We start from the raw sequence: 20,788 nt of genomic DNA, 5'->3' as shown, positions 1-20,788 counted from the left end.
CTAGTTCTTTATTTTTCTTATATATGGATTGTTTGGATAAAATAGGATGTTAGTGAAAGGGTTAGTATGGTGGGTTTGAACCATTGAAGCAGGGTTGTAGAAGAAAAAAAGGAACTCCGCTAATAAGCAAAGCTCCTTCTCAAAGAAATTATTCAATCGTTCCCATCATAGCCCGTAATACATTCGGATGGTCTGCAAAGTCTTTCGTTCCAGCACCATATCCAACAGCATCTACTCGCATCGTTGGGATTGGACCGAACTCTTCTACAAAGGCAGCCGCAATGGCAGCGCCAGTTGGGGTAGTGAGTTCACCTCTAATGTTCGTACGTTGAATGGGAATACCTTTCATAATTTCTAATGTTGCCGGGGCTGGAACAGGATACAATCCATGAGCGATACGGATTTTTCCATTCCCTACCGGAATATTTGAGGCATAAACTTTTGAAATTTGAAGTTGGTCCATTAGGATACATGTACCGACAATATCAATAATCGAATCAACTGCGCCAACCTCGTGGAAATGTACTTTTTCAAAAGGCATATTGTGTATTTTCGCTTCTGCCCTTCCTATCTTTTCAAAGATCTTCAATGCCATCTTCTCCACATGCTCATTGAAGCCAGCTTGACTAATTAGCTCTACAATATCTGAATAGTGTCGGTGATGATGATCATGTGAATGGTCATGTCCATGGTGATGATGATCATGACTATGATCGTGTTCATGGGTATGTCCTTCATGACTATGGCTGTGATCATGCGTGTGACCATCATGGCTATGACTATGTTCATGATCGTGTGTATGATGGTGATCGTGACCATGAACATGCTCATGATGAAGAAGTACATCAAACTTCGTAGCTGACACACCAGTTTTCACCACTTTGTTAGATTCGATATCATATTCTTCATCAATGTTTAACTTTTTCAATTCCTCTTTCAATAAATCCAGGTCCCCGCCAAGGTCTAAGAGGGCACCAATGGTCATATCTCCACTAATTCCAGAAAAACAATCTAGGTAAAGGGCTTTCATCATTTATTCATCCTTCTGTTTGTGTATTTTTATGAATAAGGGATACGTAATAACCTGCACCGAAACCGTTGTCGATGTTGACCACACTAATACCTGGCGAACAGGCATTTAACATGGATAGTAAAGCTGACATCCCTTGAAAGTTCGCTCCATATCCAACACTAGTTGGAACTGCGACAATCGGGTTTTGGATGAGTCCGCCTACCACACTAGCTAGTGCTCCTTCCATTCCAGCTACTACGACTGTTGCTTCAGCTTGTTCAATATCCTCTAAGTAGTGAAATAGTCTATGGATCCCTGCTACGCCCACATCATAAATGCGTTTAACCGGTGAGCCAAATGCTTCAGCCGTAACAGCCGCTTCTTCAGCAACACTTAAATCGGATGTACCGGCACACACAACAGAAACATACCCATTGTACAGGTAAGTTGGTTCGTCTTCATGTCGCCAGAATAGTGTTCGAGCATCCTTGTTATGGGTCAGATCTGGAATGGATTCCAGAATAATAGATGCTTTCTCAGAGTCTATTCGAGTTGCTAATACTCGGTTAGTTTTTTCTTTAAGTGCTTCTATGATCCGAATGATTTGCTCTGCACTTTTGCCCTCTCCATATACAACCTCTGGAAAACCTGTTCGATCTTGGCGGTTGTGATCCAATTTTGCATAGCCCATGTCATGGAATGGGGTTAATTTGGTTTTCGCTTCGTCTATACTCAAATTTCCCTCTTGAACTTGTTGTAAAATGTTTTCCATATCTGTATTTTTCATCTCATATTCTCCTCATTCTCAGTGCTTACATGCCGATAGCTTTATTCATACTACCACTCTTATAACCTTGCAGATCTAACGTTACATATTTATAACCGTAGGATTGAATGGTCTCTTGAATCTCTTCATGGTTTTCTAGAACGACTGGCATATCTTGAGGTTCAACCTCAATGCGTGCAATGTCCTCATGTGTACGAACACGCATCTGCCTTATCCCTAAGCCTTTGAGGTATAACTCTGATTTCTCGACTTTATCCAACTTTTCTTGAGTGATACGTTCTCCATAAGCAATTCGAGATGATAGACAAGCAAACGATGGCTTATCCCATGTAGGGAGGCCATATTCTTTTGATAAAGCTCGAATCTCTTCTTTATGGAAATCTACTTCCTCTAAAGGACCTCGTACGTTATATTCTTTTGCTGCTCGAGCACCAGGACGATACTCGCTATTATCATCTGCAATTAAACCATAGACAATATTCTTAAACCCATACTCATTCATAATCGGATAAACTTCTTCGAATAGTCCTTTTTTACAGAAATAACAACGGTTTTTGTCGTTTTCTACATACCCTGGGATAGCGAGCTCAGAAGTCTCAATCACTTGGTGTTTAGCATCAAGTTGCTTAGCTAGCCGCTTCGCTTCTTCGAGTTCATGCTGAGGATATGTCTCAGAATCAGCCGTGACAGCCAACACTCGATCTTTACCAAGTGTATCTATAGCCACTTTTAATAAAAAGGTACTATCGACCCCTCCTGAAAAGGCAACGACAATGGAATCTAATTCTCTCAGGTTATTTTTCAGACGTTCAAGTTTCTGTTCTACCATGTTGCATATCTCCTTTCCCTCACAAAAATTATGTAAAGGCATACATTTTAATTTAAATTTAAATACATACTACAATAAATGTATTAGATTGTTAAAGAGAAAATATATGTACTCCTAATCCTATTGGGTGTCATCACCCCTAAATGAAAACGGATACATAATACGTGAAAATAAGTAAAGCATCCCTAGAGAAATGCTTTTTAGTAATAGATAGATGTAATGTAATAGGTACCAAATAGAATACTTAAAAATCCGATTCCTAATGTTAAAGTATTCATCCACTTAACTTGTAGATTAAACTTAGTAAATGGTAAACCTAAAATGACGGTAAATAGCATCATCCCAGTAACCGTTCCTACGCCAAATACAAGTAAGTATAGCACAGCTTCAACGGTTGTATCGATTGTCGCTACAATCAATACAATCATAGCAGCACTACCAGCTAAACCATGTATAAAACCGATTATGGCAGGCGAAAACAGGCTTACTTTTCTAGGTTTTGAACGGAAAACAGAAAGGACTCCACGAATTCCAAGATAAATAATCATCACACCAACGGCGACTTCAAAAAATCCTGATACACTTTCAGATATCTCGATATTTAGAAGAAAGACAATCATTCCTACCAAAGCAATAGTTAGTGTATGACCAACACCCCAAACGACCCCTGCTAGTGAAGACTTTTTTAGACTTTTATTCTCACTGGCAAGTGTTGATACTGCCACAACATGATCTGGTTCAAGGGAATGTTTGATTCCTAACAATAAACCCATAGCCAACACCGAAACGAACCCACTCATTTTCTTCTTCCTTTCTTGATCAAATATATGCAAACATTTGGATTGTATCATACCTTTACAGCAAACGTCCTATTACTTCATCAAAAAATTTTAATACAAATATAAGTGCCTATAATAGTGCCTGACCCCCATCGCTTTAAAGCGGTGGGGGTCAGGCACCTTTTTCGCAGGCACCTTTTTCGACAGGCACTCTGAGCGTCCTATACGTCTAAACATCTCTCCTCGTGTTAAAATAAGTGAGAAACAGACTTAAAGAGGTGTTATGTATGAATATTGAAGTATGGTCAGATTTCGTCTGTCCTTTTTGTTATATTGGCAAGCGTCGTTTAGAAGAGGCTTTGGCAGAATTTCCTGAGGCTGATCAGGTTGAGGTAAGTTTTAAAAGTTTTGAGCTGGATCCTAACGCTCCAGTTGATTCCGACAAAAACACGCATGAGCGATTAGCGGATAAGTATGGGAAGTCTCTTGAAGAGATTAAACAAATGACTGAAGGGGTTCGTCAGCAAGCTGCTGCAGTTGGACTCGACTTCCAATTTGATACGATGATCCCTACCAACACGTTTGATGCGCATCGTATTTTCCAACGTGCGTTTGAACAAGGATTGGGAGACCAGGTATCTGAACAACTATTCCACGCTCATTTTGAAAAATCCAAACACATCGGTGATCAAGAAACTTTAACAGATATTGCGATGCAAGCTGGTATGAGCAAAGAAGACGTTGAAGCTGCCTTAACAGAGGGGAAATATGCTGAAGCTGTACGCAGTGATGAGCAAGAAGCGCAGCAAATCGGGGTACAAGGGGTTCCCTTTTTCGTAATTAATCGCAAATTCGCGATTTCTGGAGCTCAGCCGAAAGAAGCTTTCTTAAACGGGCTACGAAAAGCACTTGAAGAGGAACAAAAAACACCTGCATTTGAATCGATCGGTGACGATGGAGATGGCGTGTGCAAGGATGATAACTGCGATATCTAAAAAGAATGGAATGCCTTGAACGGGTGTTCCATTTTTTCATGAATGAATAAAGCAGCCTGATTTCAGGCTGCTTTAGATGTATCGTGTTTAAGGTAATTGAGGGTTGCTATTCTTCGCTTCTTGTAACTTTGGCTTACGATAGCCACCTGCGATATCCGCATTCTTAAATTCTTTTGCATATATAACTTCTTTTGCCGCTGAAGTTTCAAACTTTTCTCCGCCTACCGGTTGATATTGTGATCTTTTATACATGTTACTCATCCTTTCTGTTGTAACTAGGGTACATTAATTGCATTCCCGCTGTTCCCGAAGGATGAAACATAAAAATTAAAAAAAGTGCCTAAAAAAGTGCCTGACCCCCACCACGTTAAAGCTTTAACGTGGTGGGGGTCAGGCACTTCTACTTATTAATTCATTGTACCTGTTTCAATTAGTTTAGATTTCACTTTAAGTTTTATTTCTGCATTAGGGTATATGTCTTTCCAATTTGACAAATCAAAACCTCTAGTATTGGCTTTCACTTGTAAACCAATGCTAATGGGGTCGATTTCTAACTCTTGAAACTTATTTATTAACTCCTGACCTTTTTGCCTTACATCTTCTTTCCACATTTTATTAATTTCGTCTTTGTTTTTATTAAGACTAGGCCCTGTATATTCACGCAATACCCCTCTAAGGGTTAAAGTTACGTTAATAATTGGATTCGCTTTACTACCTTCTACTTTAAAGTCCCTCGTAGATTCTATACTCTGGATTGAGGCTTTTATATGATTACGTTTCAAAGCGTACTTCCCATTCCCGACTTCTTCCTTTAGAATATTAAAGAGAAATGCGTTGTCATAAGGTAATGTAAATACAAATTTATCTTTATCAAAAAAACCTAACCCCTCTATAATGGCTTTATCTCCCTTTACTTTTAGTATTGGGAGAAATGGATCTTGCAGTTGACTTTTTATACCTGTTTGAAAAATTTTGAGGTTTGTTTCTGGTAAATTTCCATTAATAATATTATGTTCTATTAAATCACTAAAGTACAGCCCTGCACTTTGCTCTGTATTTATTTGATTGATTAACCTATAAGCACTCTCTTCTACAATCGCCAAGTACGTACGGGAGCCAATTGATGGATCTCGTGTTAAAAAATCAATATAAGGTACCATCCCTTTTTTCGCTAGTTCTTTCCCATATAAAACAATCTCCAACTTCCCGTTATAAAGCTCTTCTGAAGCAACGCGATTTAAATCGGTCTGATTTTCATATATCAATTCTGATACATTGGTATAGATAATATTGCTCACTTTATTCTTATTTATATATTTAGGTACAATCGCCGTACCCCGAATCATTTCATCTTCGACTTGATCATACCCCATCACTGTAACCATTTGAATTTGATCAATAATTTTTTTAGGTATCGTAAAACTCATGATCAAACTCAAAGAAATCGATATGATAAATATGATAAACGTTTTACCCTTCATTTCCTTCGGCCCTTTCTTAATAAACAATACGTTAAAAATATAAAAGGGATGTAGACATAAAGAATCCCTCTGCCAAACATGGAAAACACTTTCGTAACTTTTTCTAACTCCTCTCTTGTCTCCATAAAAAAACAACCAATAAACACTGCTATTAAGAAAAGTACAATAGATTTTTGTTGAGATACTTGAAATTGTCGATACATCATTCGACTTGCTGCCCATAGAAATAAAGTCAAATTAGGTAATATGACTAAAAACCAAGTGGAAATACCTGCATACTCAAACCGAGCAACGAAGGGCATCTCAATGATTTTCCACATATCCAATGTTGGCCATTTTAGCGAACTTAATTGGGGCTGGTTATAGTATGTGAATGTTATAATAGCCAACACTGTATAGATAAAGGTGGTCGTTAGATTGCCAAAATGAGCCCATTTTTGGGACTGTTCTTTTTCTTTAATAAATGGATAATAAATCATCAAAACACTGATCCCAATAAAGCTTAGCGCAGCTTCATTCGCTGACAGTAAAAATTCTTGAAACGTATGATCAAAAACAGGCAAAACCAAATTTAAATTCGAATATTGCAAAGGAAATAAAAAACTTGTCATAAGAAAAGCTGGAACAATAAAGCCTAAAAAACAAATCCCCACTACTACTCTAAAACTTCCGTTAATGATATAAAACACTAAGGGGAGGATCAAAAATAAGATACTCCATACTTTCATTTGAGGGAACATCCAGACTTGGACAACTTCAATATAAATTCGAATAACAATCGTAGCTCCTAAAACAAGATAGAGCATATATAATATAGTAAAGACAGATCCTATAACCTTACCGAATACCTGCTTATTAACCTCGACAAGGTCACCATCCACCCCTTTTAATACAACATAGATCATCCAAATCGTGATGTGAATAAATAAACCCGCAATCAATACTGACATCCATGCATCATGCCCTGCATGCTTATTGATCTGTGATTGGTAACTTAATATCCCAACCCCCACCTGAACGGAGGTTATGAGATAAAAGACCATATAAGTTGATACTTTTTCTTGAATGGGAACTCTCATAAAATTACCTCGTTTATTTATTATCCCTACCCTCTCCCGGATTCAATCGAGGTGGTTTGTTGGAACGAACCTCTAACGGCCGATTTTTAGCCATTGAAAAAGGCAAACGGATAAAAGCATCTTTTAAATCTTTAAAGCGAAACGGATATATGGGCTCTAAGAAAGGACGACCTAGTGATTTTAGCCTTAATAAATGGGCCATAATATAACAGATACTTATACTTATCCCTAACAATCCCCATACATGGGCTGTAATTAAAAATGGAAATCGAATTAAACGGATCGTATTACCCATTTTATATACCGGAGTTGTAAAGGAAGCTAATGCAGCCAATGCTACGAAAATTAACAACACATTACTCGTTAACCCCGCTTCAACTGATGCCGTTCCAATTACAATACCACCCACAATACCAATTGTCTGACCAACTTTTGTCGGTAATCGTGCTCCAGCCTCTCGTAATAATTCAATCGTTAACTCTAAAATTATCGCCTCTAATATTGGTGGAAACGGCACCTGAGACCTGGAACTAACAAGTGTCCCTAGTAAGGCTTTGGGGATCATCTCGTAATGGTGTGTGAGTACGGCTACATAAATAGGTGTACTTAAGATCGAGAAGAATACGGCAAATAATCGAATAAGACGAAATATAGACGCAATCGTCCAATTTAAAAAATAATCTTCAAATGCAGAGAAAAATTCCACTAATGTCGTTGGACCTATCAACACATGAGGAGAATTATCAACGAATATGGCTACTTTTCCTTCAGATAAAATAGCCGCAATCCGATCAGGCCTTTCTGTATCAAGTAACTGAGGGAAGGGTGAATTTTTGTCATCTGAGATGATTTGTTGTATATAAGAACTGTCAATAACTTGGTCAATCTGTATATCTCCAATCCTTTGAACAACTGTATTCACATTTTCTTTATTTGTAACTCCCTCAATATAAGCTACACATACTTTTGTTTGTGTGAGATCTCCCACGTGTAACTCTTTAAACTTCAATTGAGGTGAAGGGATCCTTTTTCGTACAAGGTTAATATTGGTATCAATACTCTCAACAAATGCTTCTTTGGGCCCAACTACACTAAATTCAACCTCAGGAATCGATATTTGCCGAGATTTAAATACAGGTAAAGGGAACAGTAAGCACTCTTCAGGAGATTCACCACAATAAATCATCACATACCCTTTCAGCATAAGGTCATCTATCTTTTCAGGGTCATGTAGAAGATGGATATCCCCCGCTGGTAAGATGTTATGTAACTCCTGGACAGAGCGAAAACTTAAATGTTTAATATAAGGTATAAATTTGCTCTGGAGCTGTTCATGGTCTGTGACTGAATTATAATAACCAATATGTACAACGAATTCTTTCTTTATATTCAAGTAGGTAAAATCACTTCTGTTCTCCAGATCAGCTAAAAAAGATGATAATGCATTCTTTTTTCTTGTAGGAAGTGATCGTTTTTTCATATAAACACCTTTTTCTTCACTCCATTGGATAAATTGGGATACATGATTCTTTCCTTATACAATAAGTCTTTATCTATTTCATTCTTTATATTCATTAAAAACAGTGCTCAAAAAAGAGGATGGCCTTATTGGCTCATCCTCTTTTCTGTATGACGTCTGTTCTTTCTATGTGTGTTGTTAAGAAGTGCCTGTCACCACCCGGATTTTGTCGAACCATTTATTTCGACAAAATCCGGGTGGTGACAGGCACGACTACAAGTTACAATAGATACTAACAAAATTGCGAGATACACATAAAAGAGGGTTTACCATGGAAATCACTACAGAACTCGCCTATCCAATCGTACAAAGAGTGATGTCATTCGTTGATTTTAATATTAATATCATGAACCACCATGGCATTATCGTGGCAAGTGGAGATAAGAACCGTATAAACCAAAGGCATGATGGAGCAATTCAGGTTTTGGAGTCAAAAGAAAAGATGGTCATCCACGAAAACGATGTCGACACATTGAAGGGTACCAAGCCTGGAATCAACCTCCCCATTACATTTAACCAAAAAGTCGTTGGGGTCGTTGGGGTTACAGGGAATCCTGATGAATTGTATCAGGTGACGCGCGTGATTCAGATGTCGGTTGAAGTGTTGATTCAACAAATCGATATGAACAACCAAACCCAATATCGTCGGCAGGTGATGGAAGGGTGGGTATTGGACCTTATTACACCTGGAGAAGTTCCGTTTAACAAGCTCGATTCGATAGCGAAACATTACCTCCATATTCAACACCACGCACTACCGATGTCTGTATTACTCTTACGTGTTGAAGAGATTCGAAAGCTTGAACAAAATCAGGAACTGCAGTCCATGTTGAGCGAAAAGGAAAGACTATTTAACATGATATCGCTCGTGACACAGGATCGCGTTTACTATGCCTACTTACAAGAGGGGCTCTTTTTCATAGCCCTCCCTTCTTCAACCGATCCGGATCAATCCAAAGCAATGGGCCAAAAGCTCATTCGTTATCTTACTTCAGAAGGCTACACTTCTTATGTCAGTATAGGGAGCGGATACAAAACGATCGAAGGGTATCGAAAATCATATTTTCAAGCGAATCAGGCGCTTCAGTTACTGGAACGGTTTCAAAATACGAAGGTGTCTCACATAGAAGATTGGGGTCTGTTGCGCTTAGTTGAAAGCGTTCCTGCTTCAACGCGTGAGGATTTTTTCAATCAATATCGACCTCAGTTAGAAGGGTTATCAAAAGAATTAGAGAAAACGCTTCAGATCTTTTTCAAATGTGATCTGAATCATAAAAAGACTGCGGAACAGCTTTTTATTCACCGTAATACACTTCAGTATCGCTTGGATAGCATAAAGCACAAAATGGAGCTTGATCCTCGCAACTTTCACGAAGCGATGAAGTTGCAGACGTTGTTGTTTATTAAGACGTTGCATGCGTAGGTGCCTGGCACTCCCCGGATTTAAAACCGGGTGGTGACAGGCACCGCTTATCTATCTTTCTGGATTCTTCCATTCCATTAAGGTAGCGTATGTTTTCGACTCATAGTCATCTGGAATGTAATTGTGAATGACATCTTTTAATACAAATCCATTTTTCTTTTGAAAAGTAAGAACGGGATCGTAAAGATTGTCTTTTATCACTTCATTTGCATAATCCAATGCAGAATACTGGTCAGCATATTTATGGTAGTAAGGCATTCTACCTCCAATCATAATACTTTTCATACCTAACTCCTTGCAAAGCTCACGTCTTGCCGCATAAAGGCTCTGTGCAAGTTTTTTCTGCCTGTGATCTGGATGGACCACAACTTCTATTCCATAAAGGTGCGTTCCATTTGGATTATGATTTCGAATGTATCCTTCATCACAAATCATTTTATAGGAGTGTTGGTCAGGATAATCATCAAAATTAACGATCAGACTAGAAGACGATGCAATGACTTTCCCATTCTCCTCAATACATATCTGCCCTTCTGGGAATTGTTTTTGCTGACTGATATAATGTTTATGTTCAAAAGCAACCTTTTCTCCGAATCCCATTACAGCAAGTTCTACGATTTGATCAAAATCTTCTGGTTGAATTCTTCTGATCATTAAGCCTTCGGATTTGGACAGAATCGATTCTGTCATCGTATCCCTCCTCCATTATCGTTTTACATTCATTGAAACGAACTTTTCTTCGACAAACTCATCCATTCCGTGCTTTCCACCTTCTCGACCCACACCACTTTCTTTCACACCACCAAATGGTGCTTGAGCCGCTACAGGTCCTGGGTCATTGATACCAATAATGCCATATTCTAATTCGTTCATCAGGTGATAGCCTCTGCTCATGTCTTTCGTATAACAATAAGCAGCTAAGCCGTAGCGATCATGATTGGCTCTCTCGATCACATCATCTTCATTCGTAAACGTGAATACAGGGAGAACGGGACCAAATGTTTCTTCGGTTGCGATTTTCATAGATTCATTGGCATTTGCAATAACTGTTGGTTGATAGAAGTTTCCGCTCAGACCTTCTTTTTCAAACGTGTTACCACCAACTAACACTTCCCCACCGTGCTTGATCGCATCAGCGACGTGGTCCTGAACTTTTTCTAAGGCTTGTTCATTAACAAGAGGACCTACATCAACACCTGCTTCCATTCCGTTTCCTACTTTAAGCTCTGCAACTTTTTCCGTTAGCTTTCGCTGGAAAACCTCTGCAATGCTTTCTGCTACATATACTCGGTTTGTGCTAATACATGTTTGGCCCGCATTTTTAAATTTCGTTAATAATGCACCTTTGACAGCCTCATCGATATCAGCATCTTCAAATACAAGGAATGGAGCATGACCGCCAAGTTCCATCGATACTTTTTTTACGTTGGTTGCAGACTCCCTCATCAAATGCTTCCCAACATTTGTGGAGCCAGTGAACGTTAATTTACGAACGTCTTTATTAGAAGTTAATTCTGGGCCGATCTCTTCCGCTGGTCCAATAATCAGATTAGCTACCCCTTCAGGAAGTCCAGCTTCATGGAAGCATTTGAAGACTTCAATTGCAGATAGTGGAGTCGATGGTGCAGGTTTGATAATTACTGTGCAGCCTGCTGCTAGAGCTGGAGCAATTTTTCTTGTAATCATGGATACTGGGAAGTTCCATGGTGTGATAGCTGCTGTCACACCAACTGGCTGCCTCACAACCATCAGGTGCTTGTCTGGGACTGAGGCAGGGATCACATCTCCATATACTCGCTTTGCTTCCTCGCCGTACCATTCTGTATAATCAGCTGCTACAAGAATTTCTCGCTTGGCATCTTCAAAAGGTTTCCCCATCTCTTTTGTAATGGCTTCTGCCAGTACGTCCTTTTTCTCCACCATTAGACGAGCAATTTCTTTTAAGTACTGGCCTCGTTCTTTTCCGGTTTTATTTTTCCACATTTTAAAGGCTTGTTTTGCTGCATCAATGGTTTCTTTAGTTTCCTTTTGTCCACCGGCAGCAACTTCCTGAACATGTTCACCTGTGGCGGGGTTGATGATTTCTATCGTATGTTCTGTGGATTCAATCCATCTACCGTTTATATACAAGTTGTTCATCCTTTCAGAGCGCGTTTATCGATGTTTCTTTTCAAAGGCTGTAATGGCCTCATCCATGATGTTGATCATATCTTGAACTTCCTGTTTTTGAATGATTAAAGGCGGTGCAATGGCTACCACGTTTTTCCCGTCTGCCGAGCCAAGTGCTCTCAATATAAGTTGTCGCTTGAAGCACTCTTCACCTACTTCTAATCCAGCTTTTAGGTCAAAAGGAAATTCTTTATTCGTTGCAGGATCTTCATAGAGTTCGAAACCACCCATCAAGCCGATGTTTCTCGTTTTGGTAACGGTATGATGTTTTTCTTCTAAGTATTGAAGTCCTTTATTCATTTCTGTTTCCATAGCTTTGACGTTATCTACGATATGATCGCGTTCAATAATTTCGATATTCTTCAGGGCAACTGCACATGAGGCTGGGTGTCCACTATATGTGAAGCCATGCGCCATCATTTGGTCATGTTGGACTATTGTGTTTCGAATGCGATCATGAAGTAACACACCACCGAGTTGTGTATAACCACTTGAGATCCCTTTTGCCACACACATTAAATCAGGTACAACATTCCAGTTATCTACCCCGAACATCTTCCCTGTGCGTCCGAACCCAGTAATGACTTCATCTGCGATCATTAATACATTGTGTTCATCACAGAGGTCTCTTACAGATTCCATGTAACCGTCAGGAGGTAAATGAACTCCACCAGATCCTTGTACAGGTTCTAAAATAACTGCTGCAACAGTATCTGCTCCTTCCGACTCAATGATGTCTCGGATACATCCTTTATAACTCGGATGACTCTTGTCTCCCTGTTCACATTCTGTAACATGTGGCGTTGCGTGGAATACATCTTCGAACTGTGTTCCACCAAACTTATGGAAGCCTGTTAGGTGCGTTGCCGTACCTGCTGCAATCGTGACCCCATGATAGGCTTGCTTTAAAGCAATGATCTTCTGTTTCCTCGGTTGATCCTGTAACTGCCAATAAAATCGTGCTAACTTATACGCAGTATCATTTGCTTCTGAACCACCAGATGTATAGAACACACTGTTTAAGCTTCCAGATGCAAGGGAGGACAACTTTTCAGCGAGGTGAACGGCAGGTTCATTAGAGTAGCCAGCAAAAGAGGAACTGAAGGCAAGCTTAGACATCTGAGATTGGGCCGCTTCTGCCAACTCTTTATTTCCATGACCAAGGTTTACATTCCAAAGCATAGACACGCCATCGATGTAACGTTTGCCACTCACATCTTTCACATGGATCCCACTTCCTTCCGAAAAGATAACCTTCGGGCCTTGATCGGCATGTTTTTTCGGAATCGTTGTTGGATGCAAATAATGCTTACTATCCATCTCTGCAAGGCTTTTCAATTTAGACTCTGTTGGTTGAACACTTTGTACCATATCATTCGCCTCCTGTTTTCTGGTTTGTTAAACGCCAGTAAAAAATGATTCCTTCACACTGTAATGTTTAAAATTGTTTGGATCAGCTTTTCCAACACATAAATCCATCGTTTGCTGAGATAGATTCATAATAATCGAGAACACGGTTTCCATACGCCGATGCTCTGGAGCATTCAGATTTTCGGAATGATTAATCGAGTTCGGGTGGTTAAATAAATCAGATAGCCAGCTCTTATAAGATGTTTCATCGATCTTCTTCCCAGAATAAAGATGACGATAAAGAAGCTGTTCAGCTCTTTCCTTTCGAATTAAGGAATCATCAAACTTAAATTCGTTTCGATCTTCAACAAATTGCTTTATCTGATCAGAAATGATGTGATTGGAATGGACAACCTTTCCTTCTCTTGCAGGCAGCATATCAATACCGAATGGAGAGACTTCATAGTTAGCTACCATGGATTCACCATTTCCTTGATCTGCTCCAATTAAAAAGTTAGCGGTTGATGCCATTTGGCCACCTTTTATTTTGGATACGGCTTCCGTAAGAGATTTTGAATTCATAACGGCTCTAAGGCCCAAGTGAATAGGAACTTGTTCGCTTTTCTTGTTTGTGAGTAATGCGTTCAATCCGACACCCACACCAGATGTATTAAATCCGATTTTCCCAATAATACCGCCTTCTGTAACCATTTGAATACTTGGCTTACCTGGCTGTTTAATATCTAATAGAAGTAAGCTCTTAATCTGAGAAGCTTTCCAGTCCCAGTTCTGACCGACAATTGTATCATCAGACAGAGGTGGTGTTGTTCCAATCGAAGTACAACCATCTGAGAACTTCACGGTATTTGAATTGTAGTTAGCTAAGGCAATTTCACTTCTAGTGTTTAGAGCAAGAATATCTTCAAAATCTACCCCAGCTCCTTCTGCGACCCCTTGCATCTCTTCTACGAGATCTGAATCGTATTGCTCAATGGCCGGTAAATGCGTTAGTGCGATTTCTCCTGCTTCTTTCCAAGTGATTTGCTTGTATCCTTTAAAAAGAGATTCATAGGTTTCTAAACTATTGATCACTTCTTGCTTTCCTTGTTCTCCATGAATCCTTCCAATTTCTTTATATGTACCTTGTAACTGTAAATGTTTAATCATACTGTCGTCCTTCTTTCTTAGAGAGTATTGTCAGCCTTGAACTTACGATGTAAGGACACCTGCTTTATCGACGTCCCAACAGACATTGACTTCATCACCTGGACTTAAATCTGATGCATTCATCGGTGATTCGTTGATGACAATGTTCTTTCCACTAGGTAATGCGACAATGACCTTTTGCACAGAACCGACATAAATGTTCTCAACATACTTACCTTGTAGGGATGGCTTTCCATTGCTCGGCTCGCTTCCTTCAATCCAAGTAAGCTCAGGACGAATCGTGAGTGTGATGTCTTTATTTGGCGATAATCCATCAATCGGCTTAATCGGAATTTGGTTTCCTTCTACAGATGCAACGGCATTAATTTCTGAGGAATCCACTACTTCACCTTCAAACAAGTTTGTTTCACCGATAAAGTCCGCAACAAATTTCGTTTTTGGTGTTTCATAGATTTCTCTAGAGGTACCTAATTGTTCTAAATGTCCATCATTCATAACAGCAATACGATCTGACATCGTAAGGGCTTCTTCTTGGTCATGCGTAACATAAATAAATGTCATCCCTAGTTTTTGCTGTAAATGCTTTAGCTCGATCTGCATCTGTTTTCTTAACTTCAAGTCCAATGCCCCAAGTGGTTCATCTAAAAGCAATACTTTTGGGTTGTTCACAAGAGCTCTTGCAATCGCAACACGCTGATTCTGTCCACCACTTAGTTGGTCTGGCTTGCGTTTTCCATAGCCCTCTAGCTGGACGAGATTGAGAACGCGTTCAACTTCCTCTTTTATCTTTGCTTTGCTATATTTTTTCATTTTCAATCCAAAGGCTATATTCTCTTCGACTGACATATGAGGAAATAGTGCATAGCTTTGGAATACTGTATTTACATCACGTTCATAAGGATGTTGAGATGCAACACTCTTCCCATCAATCACGATTTCTCCAGATGTAATCGATTCGAAGCCTGCGATCATGCGTAACGTTGTCGTCTTCCCACAACCGCTGGGTCCTAATAGAGTTAGAAACTCTCCTTGTTTAATATCAATGGATACATTTTTAACAGCTTGATGCTGACCGAAGGATTTTACAACATCTTTGATTTTTACCATGTTGTTGTCTGACATGATTGATCCTCCTCAGGATTAAAAGTTTAATTTTTAATAGAATCAAGAACTTTATAATAGTATTTCATCAAGTTAACGACTTTGGCGTGCTGACTATAAAAAGGAATCGTTTTTAATTCCTTCTTTTCTAATGGACTGAACCCACGATCATTATCCATAATGTTCTCTGCAAGAACCTTACCAAGTAGCGTCGACATGGCTGCTCCATGGCCGGCATAGCCATAAGCAAAATGCGTACCATCATCCAGTCGTCCAATATACGGAAGGAATTCACGTGTAAAACCAACTTTGCCGCCCCAGCGATACGCAATACTCGCATCTTCTAACTCAGGAAACACATCTAATAGTCCTTTATGAAGATTATTGAATAGGTTGTTCTCGTCACTCTTACTTGTGGACCTTCCAGAACCTCCAAATGCAATTCGATTATCATCCGTTCGCCTGAAATAATAGAGTAGGTTTTTGGTATCAAAACATGCTCGATTCTTTTTGATTAAGTTTGATACAACATCTTCAGGTAGTTGCTCAGTAGCAATCATGATGCTTTCAATAGGAATAATCGTTCTAGCAATCTTTTTGTGTAAGTTTTCTGATGTGTAACCATTTGTCACTAGTACAATTTCTTTTGCAATCACTCGACCGTTCGGTGTACTTACCACAACTTTATTGGAAGCTTCATGGTTAATATTGGTCGCCTCTGTTTTTTCATAAATGGTTCCACCCATGCCTTCTAACGTATCCGCTAAACCAATGGCATAATTGAAGGGGTGGAACATGGCACTGTTTGGATCAACACTACCGCCTCTATATAATGGGCTGTTCAGCTCATTAGAGAGCTCATGTTTTTCTAGCACATCCACATCATAGTCAAAATGCTTTTTCAAGGTTTCTTGTTCTTTCTTCAGTTTATCTACATGCGAATCTTTATAGGCTGCCACAATATGCCCGTTACGGTGAAAGCCGCAGCTAATCTCGTTTTCATCAATGATCTGACTAATTAAATCAATCGAATCAAGAGACATATCAAGCATAGCTTTAGCTGTTTCAATCCCTTTTTGTTCTAAGATAGAGCTCATGCTATCGGAAAATCCAGTTAGGATCTGACCTCCGTTTCGACCGCTAGCTCCACCACCCACTTTGTCCTTCTCCAAGATGACCGTATCATAGCCTTCTTTTTGTAAATGGTACGCCGTTGATAGTCCTGAAAAACCACCACCAATAAGAACAACATCACAATGTCGATCTCCTTCTAAAGGTTCGCGTTTGGTTACGTTATTGGAAGTTGCTTCCCATAATGGCATCAAGTCCATGAGATTCACTCCTGTCTACTTTCTAAGATTCAGTTAAAATGCTTTTTTGTTATTGGATAGTTTTAAGAATATGAACACGGATGCTAACACAACTGTCATGATTAATACTGAAACAGAAGCTCCGAGCTGCCAGTTCATATTAATCTGAAAATCATCACGGATAATGTTTCCGATCATAATTGCTTTACTTCCCCCAAGCATGTCCGGCACAACAAATATTCCAAGAGCCGGGATAAACGTAATAAAACACCCTGTTATAATTCCAGGCATCGTCAATGGAACCGTTACATTGAAAAAGGTTTTAATCGGACTCGCACCTAAATCCTCAGCAGCCTCTAAATAGGAACGATCTAACTTTTCAATGGACGTATATAACGGAAGGACCATGAAAGGTAAGAAACCATATATAAGTCCTACAAGAATTGCACCTGGTGTATATAGCATTTGAATTGGTCCTTCAATGAATCCCATTGCTTTTAGAAATCCATTAATCACGCCATCATTCTGCAACAAAATTATCCAGGCATATGTACGAACGAGAAGGTTTGTCCAAAATGGAATAATTACAAGAAAGAGTAATAGGTTCTTATACTTCTTGATATGTGAAATGAAATAAGCAAATGGATAACCAATCAGAAGGCACGTTACCGTGATCAAGAATGACCAATACACGGACCTTAAGAATATTTTTAAATACAAGGATTCTAGTGCGATTTTATAGTTTTGTAGGGTAAACTCATATATGATCCCGCCGTATCCATCGTTTTTTGTAAAACTGATGATAATAATCATGATGACGGGAACGGCTAAGAATACCAGGAATAAAAGCAGGCTAGGCGAAAGAAGTGTATAGGCTTTCTTAGTCGATCTCTCCATAATTCCCCATTCCTTTCTCTAATTGTTTAAGGTTCCTCTCCATTTCTCTGCTAGAAGAACAACAAAGACGGTTACAAGAATCATTATTGTAGATAAAGCATTGATTTCAGGCGTTACTCCTGTTCGAACCATGGAATAAATCATAACAGGTAAGGTGCTTGCTCCCGGTCCAGTTGTAAAGAAGGATACAACGAATTCATCAACTGATATCGTAAAAGATAATAGAGCTCCTGATAGAATACTTGGAAAAATCAGTGGTAGCGTGACTCGCCAAAATGTATTCCACGCATTAGCTCCCAAATCCTTAGCTGCATCCTCTAATGAATGATCAAACCCTTGTAATCTGGACATAACGAGCATGGTTACAAATGGTGTCGTTAACACAACGTGACCTGGGATAATGGTTTGAATTCCCAAAGCAACCTTTAACCGTGCGTAAACCGTCAACAGGGCAACACCAATAATGATTGGGGGAATGACAATGGGTAAATAGAATAGAAGATCGATATACTTCTTTCCAGGAAAGTCATATCGATATAACGCAATCGCAGCTGTTGTTCCGATGATAAGTGAAATTAAAGTCGTAAACAGTGCGACAGTCAAACTGTTAAGCACAGCACTTCCGATTGCAGAGTTGCTAAATAATTTGTTATACCAATCAAACGTGAATCCTTGCCAAGACGTGCTTATTTTTGAATCATTAAAGGAATAAATCATGAGTATTAAAATAGGTACATAAAAAAATATGTAAACGAGTATGGTCCAACTGAATAAAACCTTTTTTGTTCGAGCTCTCAATGTACTCCTCCCCTTTGATGGAACAGCAGGATTACGGTTCGTAACCCTGCTGTAGTTGTTTAATGATTTCTTATGATTTGTTTTTTAAATTCTGTTGAGTACATGTCCTTACGCATATCTTTTATAAGAGGAATACCGATGGAACTGTCATCCTCTCTGGATTCATGAAGTAAATCTAAATCCATTTCTCCGAAAATGACCATTTCTTCATTCAAGTTCCCTTCTTGTATGATCCCGTCTTCTGAAAAGAAACGATCACATGGAGAGTAAATCCCCGCCTTTGCAACGTTCACCTGCATTTCAGGGAATCTTGTTAATTCACCTGTCATCCCTGTTTGTACCACGAACAACTGGTTTTCAATGGCTTTAGACCTTGAGCAAAGAGTGATTCGGTTTAAACCACGCTCAGTTACGGTCCATGAAGGGCAGAAAACAATGTTTGCGCCTTGTTCCATTGCATATCGTGATATTTCAGGAAATTCGATATCATAACAAACGAGTAAAGCTACTCTTCCGAATTTTGTATCAAAGGTTCTCACTTTTTCAGCAGGAGATAGTTCCCACTGTTGCTTTTCCCATTGGGTTAGGTGAATTTTATCCTGGCATTCAAAGCTACCATCTGGATAAAAGAGATAGGAACGGTTTAAATAAGAACCACTAATGTCTTGAATAATGTGAGAACCACCAACAATGTGGACATTATTTGATATGCTAAGTGACTTAAATAAGTTGATATAAAAATCTGTGTGTTCAGAAACACCTAATATAGCTTCTGTAGGCTCCCCTTCATTCAGATTCGCTAGTTGAGCAGTGATCAGCTCTGGGAAAACGATGAAGTGGGGATTGTTTTGCATTGCTTCTTTCACATATCCTTTAATCTGTTCTGCAAATTCAACTTTGTCGTTGATATCTTTAAGTTTGTACTGCACAACAGCCGCTTTAACTTTCATCTTTTGCCTCCCCTAATGCGTTACTAGTCTCCGATCACTTCTCTCCAAACACGGTCTATTTTCTGTAAGTCAGGGCCTAGATCTTCAAACCATTCAGCGTTTTTCAGTTTCTCCTCTGGTTGATACATAGCAGGATTCTGCTTTGTCTCTTCACTCATTAAAGCTACTGCTTCAGCATTCGGGTTACTGTATGGAATGACATCAGAAATCTGTTTACTTACTTTTGGTCTAAGAAGGTAGTTGATGAACGTTTCAGCTGTGTATTGGTTATCACTGATTTTAGGTATAGCTAAGTTATCCATCCAAAGAATCCCGCCTTCTTCTGGAAGCATATAAGAAAGGTTCGGATTTTGTTTCATTGCTTTTCCTACTGCTCCAGAATATCCTGCAGCTAACCATACATCATCTCCACTAGCTAGCACCTCTGAAACACTACTTGTGTAGGTTTTGACATTAGGGTCTAACTCTTTCAATGCTTTTTTCGCTTCTTCTAGGTTCTCTTCAGTCGGATTGTTCACACTGTCTCCATTCTTTTGCATTGCTACGGAAACGCTTTCACGAGCAACGTCAGATAACACAATGTGACCTGCGTATTCTGGGTTCCATAAGTCTTTCCAACCTGTCACGTTATCGACTTTCTTTTTGTTATAAGCAAGTCCGATGCTTCCGTATAGATAAGGAACAGAATATTTATTTTCCGGATCATATGCTCTTTCTTTGAAAGATTCCTCTAAATTTTCAAAGTTTGGAATGTTGTCCAAGTTCACTTCAGCCAGAAGGTCTTTCTTTACCATTCTTGTGACGATGTAATCTGTCGGAACAACAATGTCATAGTTTACTGCACCACTCTGTAATTTCGTCATCATCTCTGCATTTGAGCTATAAGGATCGTAAACCACTTCAACACCGTACTCTTCTTCAAACCCTTCAATTACAGATTCAGGAATGTAATCGCCCCAGCTAAAGATTTTTAACGTATCAGCTAATTCTTTCTCTCCGTCACTTCCTTTAGATTCAGCTGTACTGTCATTTCCACAAGCAGCTAGAGAAAGGACCAAAACAAACATCATAAAAATTCCGGCAAAATTCTTCATAATACCCCTCCAAATTTGATTGAATTATGTAAAAATTCATTAAATTCA

The 20,788-nt window shown here is 39.2% G+C and carries 20 protein-coding genes; 2 read left to right on the top strand and 18 right to left on the bottom strand.

All coding sequences use genetic code 11. The features are described 5' to 3' along the window. Window positions 1-148: 148 nt before the first annotated feature. The 4 genes from larC to H514_RS0100770 form a co-directional block, all read right to left on the bottom strand. Entirely contained in the window at window positions 149-1,030 is an 882-nt protein-coding gene (gene larC, locus H514_RS0100785; RefSeq protein ID WP_036841541.1) for a nickel pincer cofactor biosynthesis protein LarC, read from the bottom strand. 7 nt (window positions 1,031-1,037) lie between these two features. After that, a complete protein-coding gene (gene larB, locus H514_RS0100780) occupies window positions 1,038-1,799 on the bottom strand; it encodes a nickel pincer cofactor biosynthesis protein LarB (protein WP_027445233.1) in 762 nt (253 codons plus the stop codon). 25 nt (window positions 1,800-1,824) lie between these two features. After that, window positions 1,825-2,628: an ATP-dependent sacrificial sulfur transferase LarE gene (gene larE, locus H514_RS0100775; protein WP_027445232.1), complete on the bottom strand. Its 804-nt coding sequence runs from the start codon at window positions 2,626-2,628 to the stop codon at window positions 1,825-1,827. A 200-nt stretch (window positions 2,629-2,828) separates the two neighbouring features. Continuing rightward, window positions 2,829-3,428, bottom strand: coding sequence for a hypothetical protein (locus H514_RS0100770; protein ID WP_027445231.1), 600 nt, complete (start codon window positions 3,426-3,428; stop codon window positions 2,829-2,831). 266 nt (window positions 3,429-3,694) lie between these two features. Here H514_RS0100770 and H514_RS0100765 point away from each other — a divergent pair, with 266 nt between their 5' ends. After that, window positions 3,695-4,402 (top strand): DsbA family oxidoreductase, encoded by a 708-nt coding sequence (locus H514_RS0100765; protein WP_027445230.1) that lies wholly within the window; start codon window positions 3,695-3,697, stop codon window positions 4,400-4,402. An 87-nt stretch (window positions 4,403-4,489) separates the two neighbouring features. Here the strand turns inward: H514_RS0100765 and H514_RS24510 are convergent, their stop codons facing one another. The 4 genes from H514_RS24510 to H514_RS0100745 all read right to left on the bottom strand — a co-directional run bounded on the left by H514_RS24510 (window position 4,490) and on the right by H514_RS0100745 (window position 8,442). Beyond that, window positions 4,490-4,654 (bottom strand): YfhE family protein, encoded by a 165-nt coding sequence (locus tag H514_RS24510; protein ID WP_154657283.1) that lies wholly within the window; start codon window positions 4,652-4,654, stop codon window positions 4,490-4,492. 155 nt (window positions 4,655-4,809) lie between these two features. Next, window positions 4,810-5,883, bottom strand: coding sequence for a Ger(x)C family spore germination protein (locus tag H514_RS0100755; protein ID WP_027445229.1), 1,074 nt, complete (start codon window positions 5,881-5,883; stop codon window positions 4,810-4,812). Beyond that, window positions 5,880-6,962 carry a GerAB/ArcD/ProY family transporter gene (locus tag H514_RS0100750; RefSeq protein WP_027445228.1) on the bottom strand — a complete coding sequence of 361 codons (1,083 nt, stop codon included), beginning with the start codon at window positions 6,960-6,962 and terminating at the stop codon, window positions 5,880-5,882. The genes H514_RS0100755 and H514_RS0100750 overlap by 4 nt, the downstream gene beginning before the upstream one ends. Before the next feature lie 13 nt (window positions 6,963-6,975). Beyond that, window positions 6,976-8,442, bottom strand: a complete 1,467-nt coding sequence (locus tag H514_RS0100745) for a spore germination protein (protein ID WP_027445227.1) — start codon at window positions 8,440-8,442, stop codon at window positions 6,976-6,978. Between the two features lie 310 nt (window positions 8,443-8,752). Here H514_RS0100745 and H514_RS0100740 point away from each other — a divergent pair, with 310 nt between their 5' ends. Beyond that, window positions 8,753-9,904 carry a CdaR family transcriptional regulator gene (locus H514_RS0100740; RefSeq protein ID WP_027445226.1) on the top strand — a complete coding sequence of 384 codons (1,152 nt, stop codon included), beginning with the start codon at window positions 8,753-8,755 and terminating at the stop codon, window positions 9,902-9,904. 51 nt (window positions 9,905-9,955) lie between these two features. Here the strand turns inward: H514_RS0100740 and H514_RS22120 are convergent, their stop codons facing one another. The 10 genes from H514_RS22120 to H514_RS0100690 are packed head-to-tail and all read right to left on the bottom strand — an operon-like array spanning window position 9,956 to window position 20,740. Next, window positions 9,956-10,594 carry a GNAT family N-acetyltransferase gene (locus H514_RS22120; RefSeq protein WP_051254950.1) on the bottom strand — a complete coding sequence of 213 codons (639 nt, stop codon included), beginning with the start codon at window positions 10,592-10,594 and terminating at the stop codon, window positions 9,956-9,958. A 15-nt stretch (window positions 10,595-10,609) separates the two neighbouring features. After that, on the bottom strand, window positions 10,610-12,043 hold the full coding sequence (locus H514_RS0100730; protein ID WP_027445225.1) for an NAD-dependent succinate-semialdehyde dehydrogenase: 1,434 nt from the start codon (window positions 12,041-12,043) through the stop codon (window positions 10,610-10,612). A 15-nt stretch (window positions 12,044-12,058) separates the two neighbouring features. Beyond that, window positions 12,059-13,444: an aminotransferase family protein gene (locus H514_RS0100725; protein WP_027445224.1), complete on the bottom strand. Its 1,386-nt coding sequence runs from the start codon at window positions 13,442-13,444 to the stop codon at window positions 12,059-12,061. A gap of 27 nt (window positions 13,445-13,471) precedes the next feature. Beyond that, window positions 13,472-14,590 carry a C45 family autoproteolytic acyltransferase/hydolase gene (locus H514_RS22115; protein ID WP_051254949.1) on the bottom strand — a complete coding sequence of 373 codons (1,119 nt, stop codon included), beginning with the start codon at window positions 14,588-14,590 and terminating at the stop codon, window positions 13,472-13,474. Between the two features lie 42 nt (window positions 14,591-14,632). After that, entirely contained in the window at window positions 14,633-15,712 is a 1,080-nt protein-coding gene (locus H514_RS0100715; RefSeq protein WP_027445223.1) for an ABC transporter ATP-binding protein, read from the bottom strand. A 26-nt stretch (window positions 15,713-15,738) separates the two neighbouring features. Continuing rightward, window positions 15,739-17,022 carry an NAD(P)/FAD-dependent oxidoreductase gene (locus H514_RS0100710; RefSeq protein ID WP_036841461.1) on the bottom strand — a complete coding sequence of 428 codons (1,284 nt, stop codon included), beginning with the start codon at window positions 17,020-17,022 and terminating at the stop codon, window positions 15,739-15,741. Between the two features lie 33 nt (window positions 17,023-17,055). Next, the gene (locus H514_RS0100705) at window positions 17,056-17,898 is read right to left on the bottom strand and encodes an ABC transporter permease (RefSeq protein ID WP_027445221.1); all 843 of its coding nucleotides are present in this window, start codon (window positions 17,896-17,898) and stop codon (window positions 17,056-17,058) included. Window positions 17,899-17,916: 18 nt separating this feature from the next. Beyond that, on the bottom strand, window positions 17,917-18,696 hold the full coding sequence (locus tag H514_RS0100700; RefSeq protein ID WP_027445220.1) for an ABC transporter permease: 780 nt from the start codon (window positions 18,694-18,696) through the stop codon (window positions 17,917-17,919). Between the two features lie 59 nt (window positions 18,697-18,755). Beyond that, complete coding sequence (locus H514_RS0100695; protein WP_027445219.1) at window positions 18,756-19,646, bottom strand: carbon-nitrogen hydrolase family protein; 891 nt, start codon at window positions 19,644-19,646, stop codon at window positions 18,756-18,758. 23 nt (window positions 19,647-19,669) lie between these two features. Then, window positions 19,670-20,740 (bottom strand): ABC transporter substrate-binding protein, encoded by a 1,071-nt coding sequence (locus H514_RS0100690; protein ID WP_036841465.1) that lies wholly within the window; start codon window positions 20,738-20,740, stop codon window positions 19,670-19,672. Between the last annotated feature and the right edge of the window lie 48 nt (window positions 20,741-20,788).

The sequence above is a fragment of the Pontibacillus marinus BH030004 = DSM 16465 genome (genome assembly GCF_000425225.1).
In the GTDB taxonomy this organism is placed as follows: domain Bacteria; phylum Bacillota; class Bacilli; order Bacillales; family BH030062; genus Pontibacillus; species Pontibacillus marinus.
The sequence above is the reverse complement of the archived record's forward strand: the minus strand, read 5'-3'. Positions and strand labels throughout refer to the sequence as shown.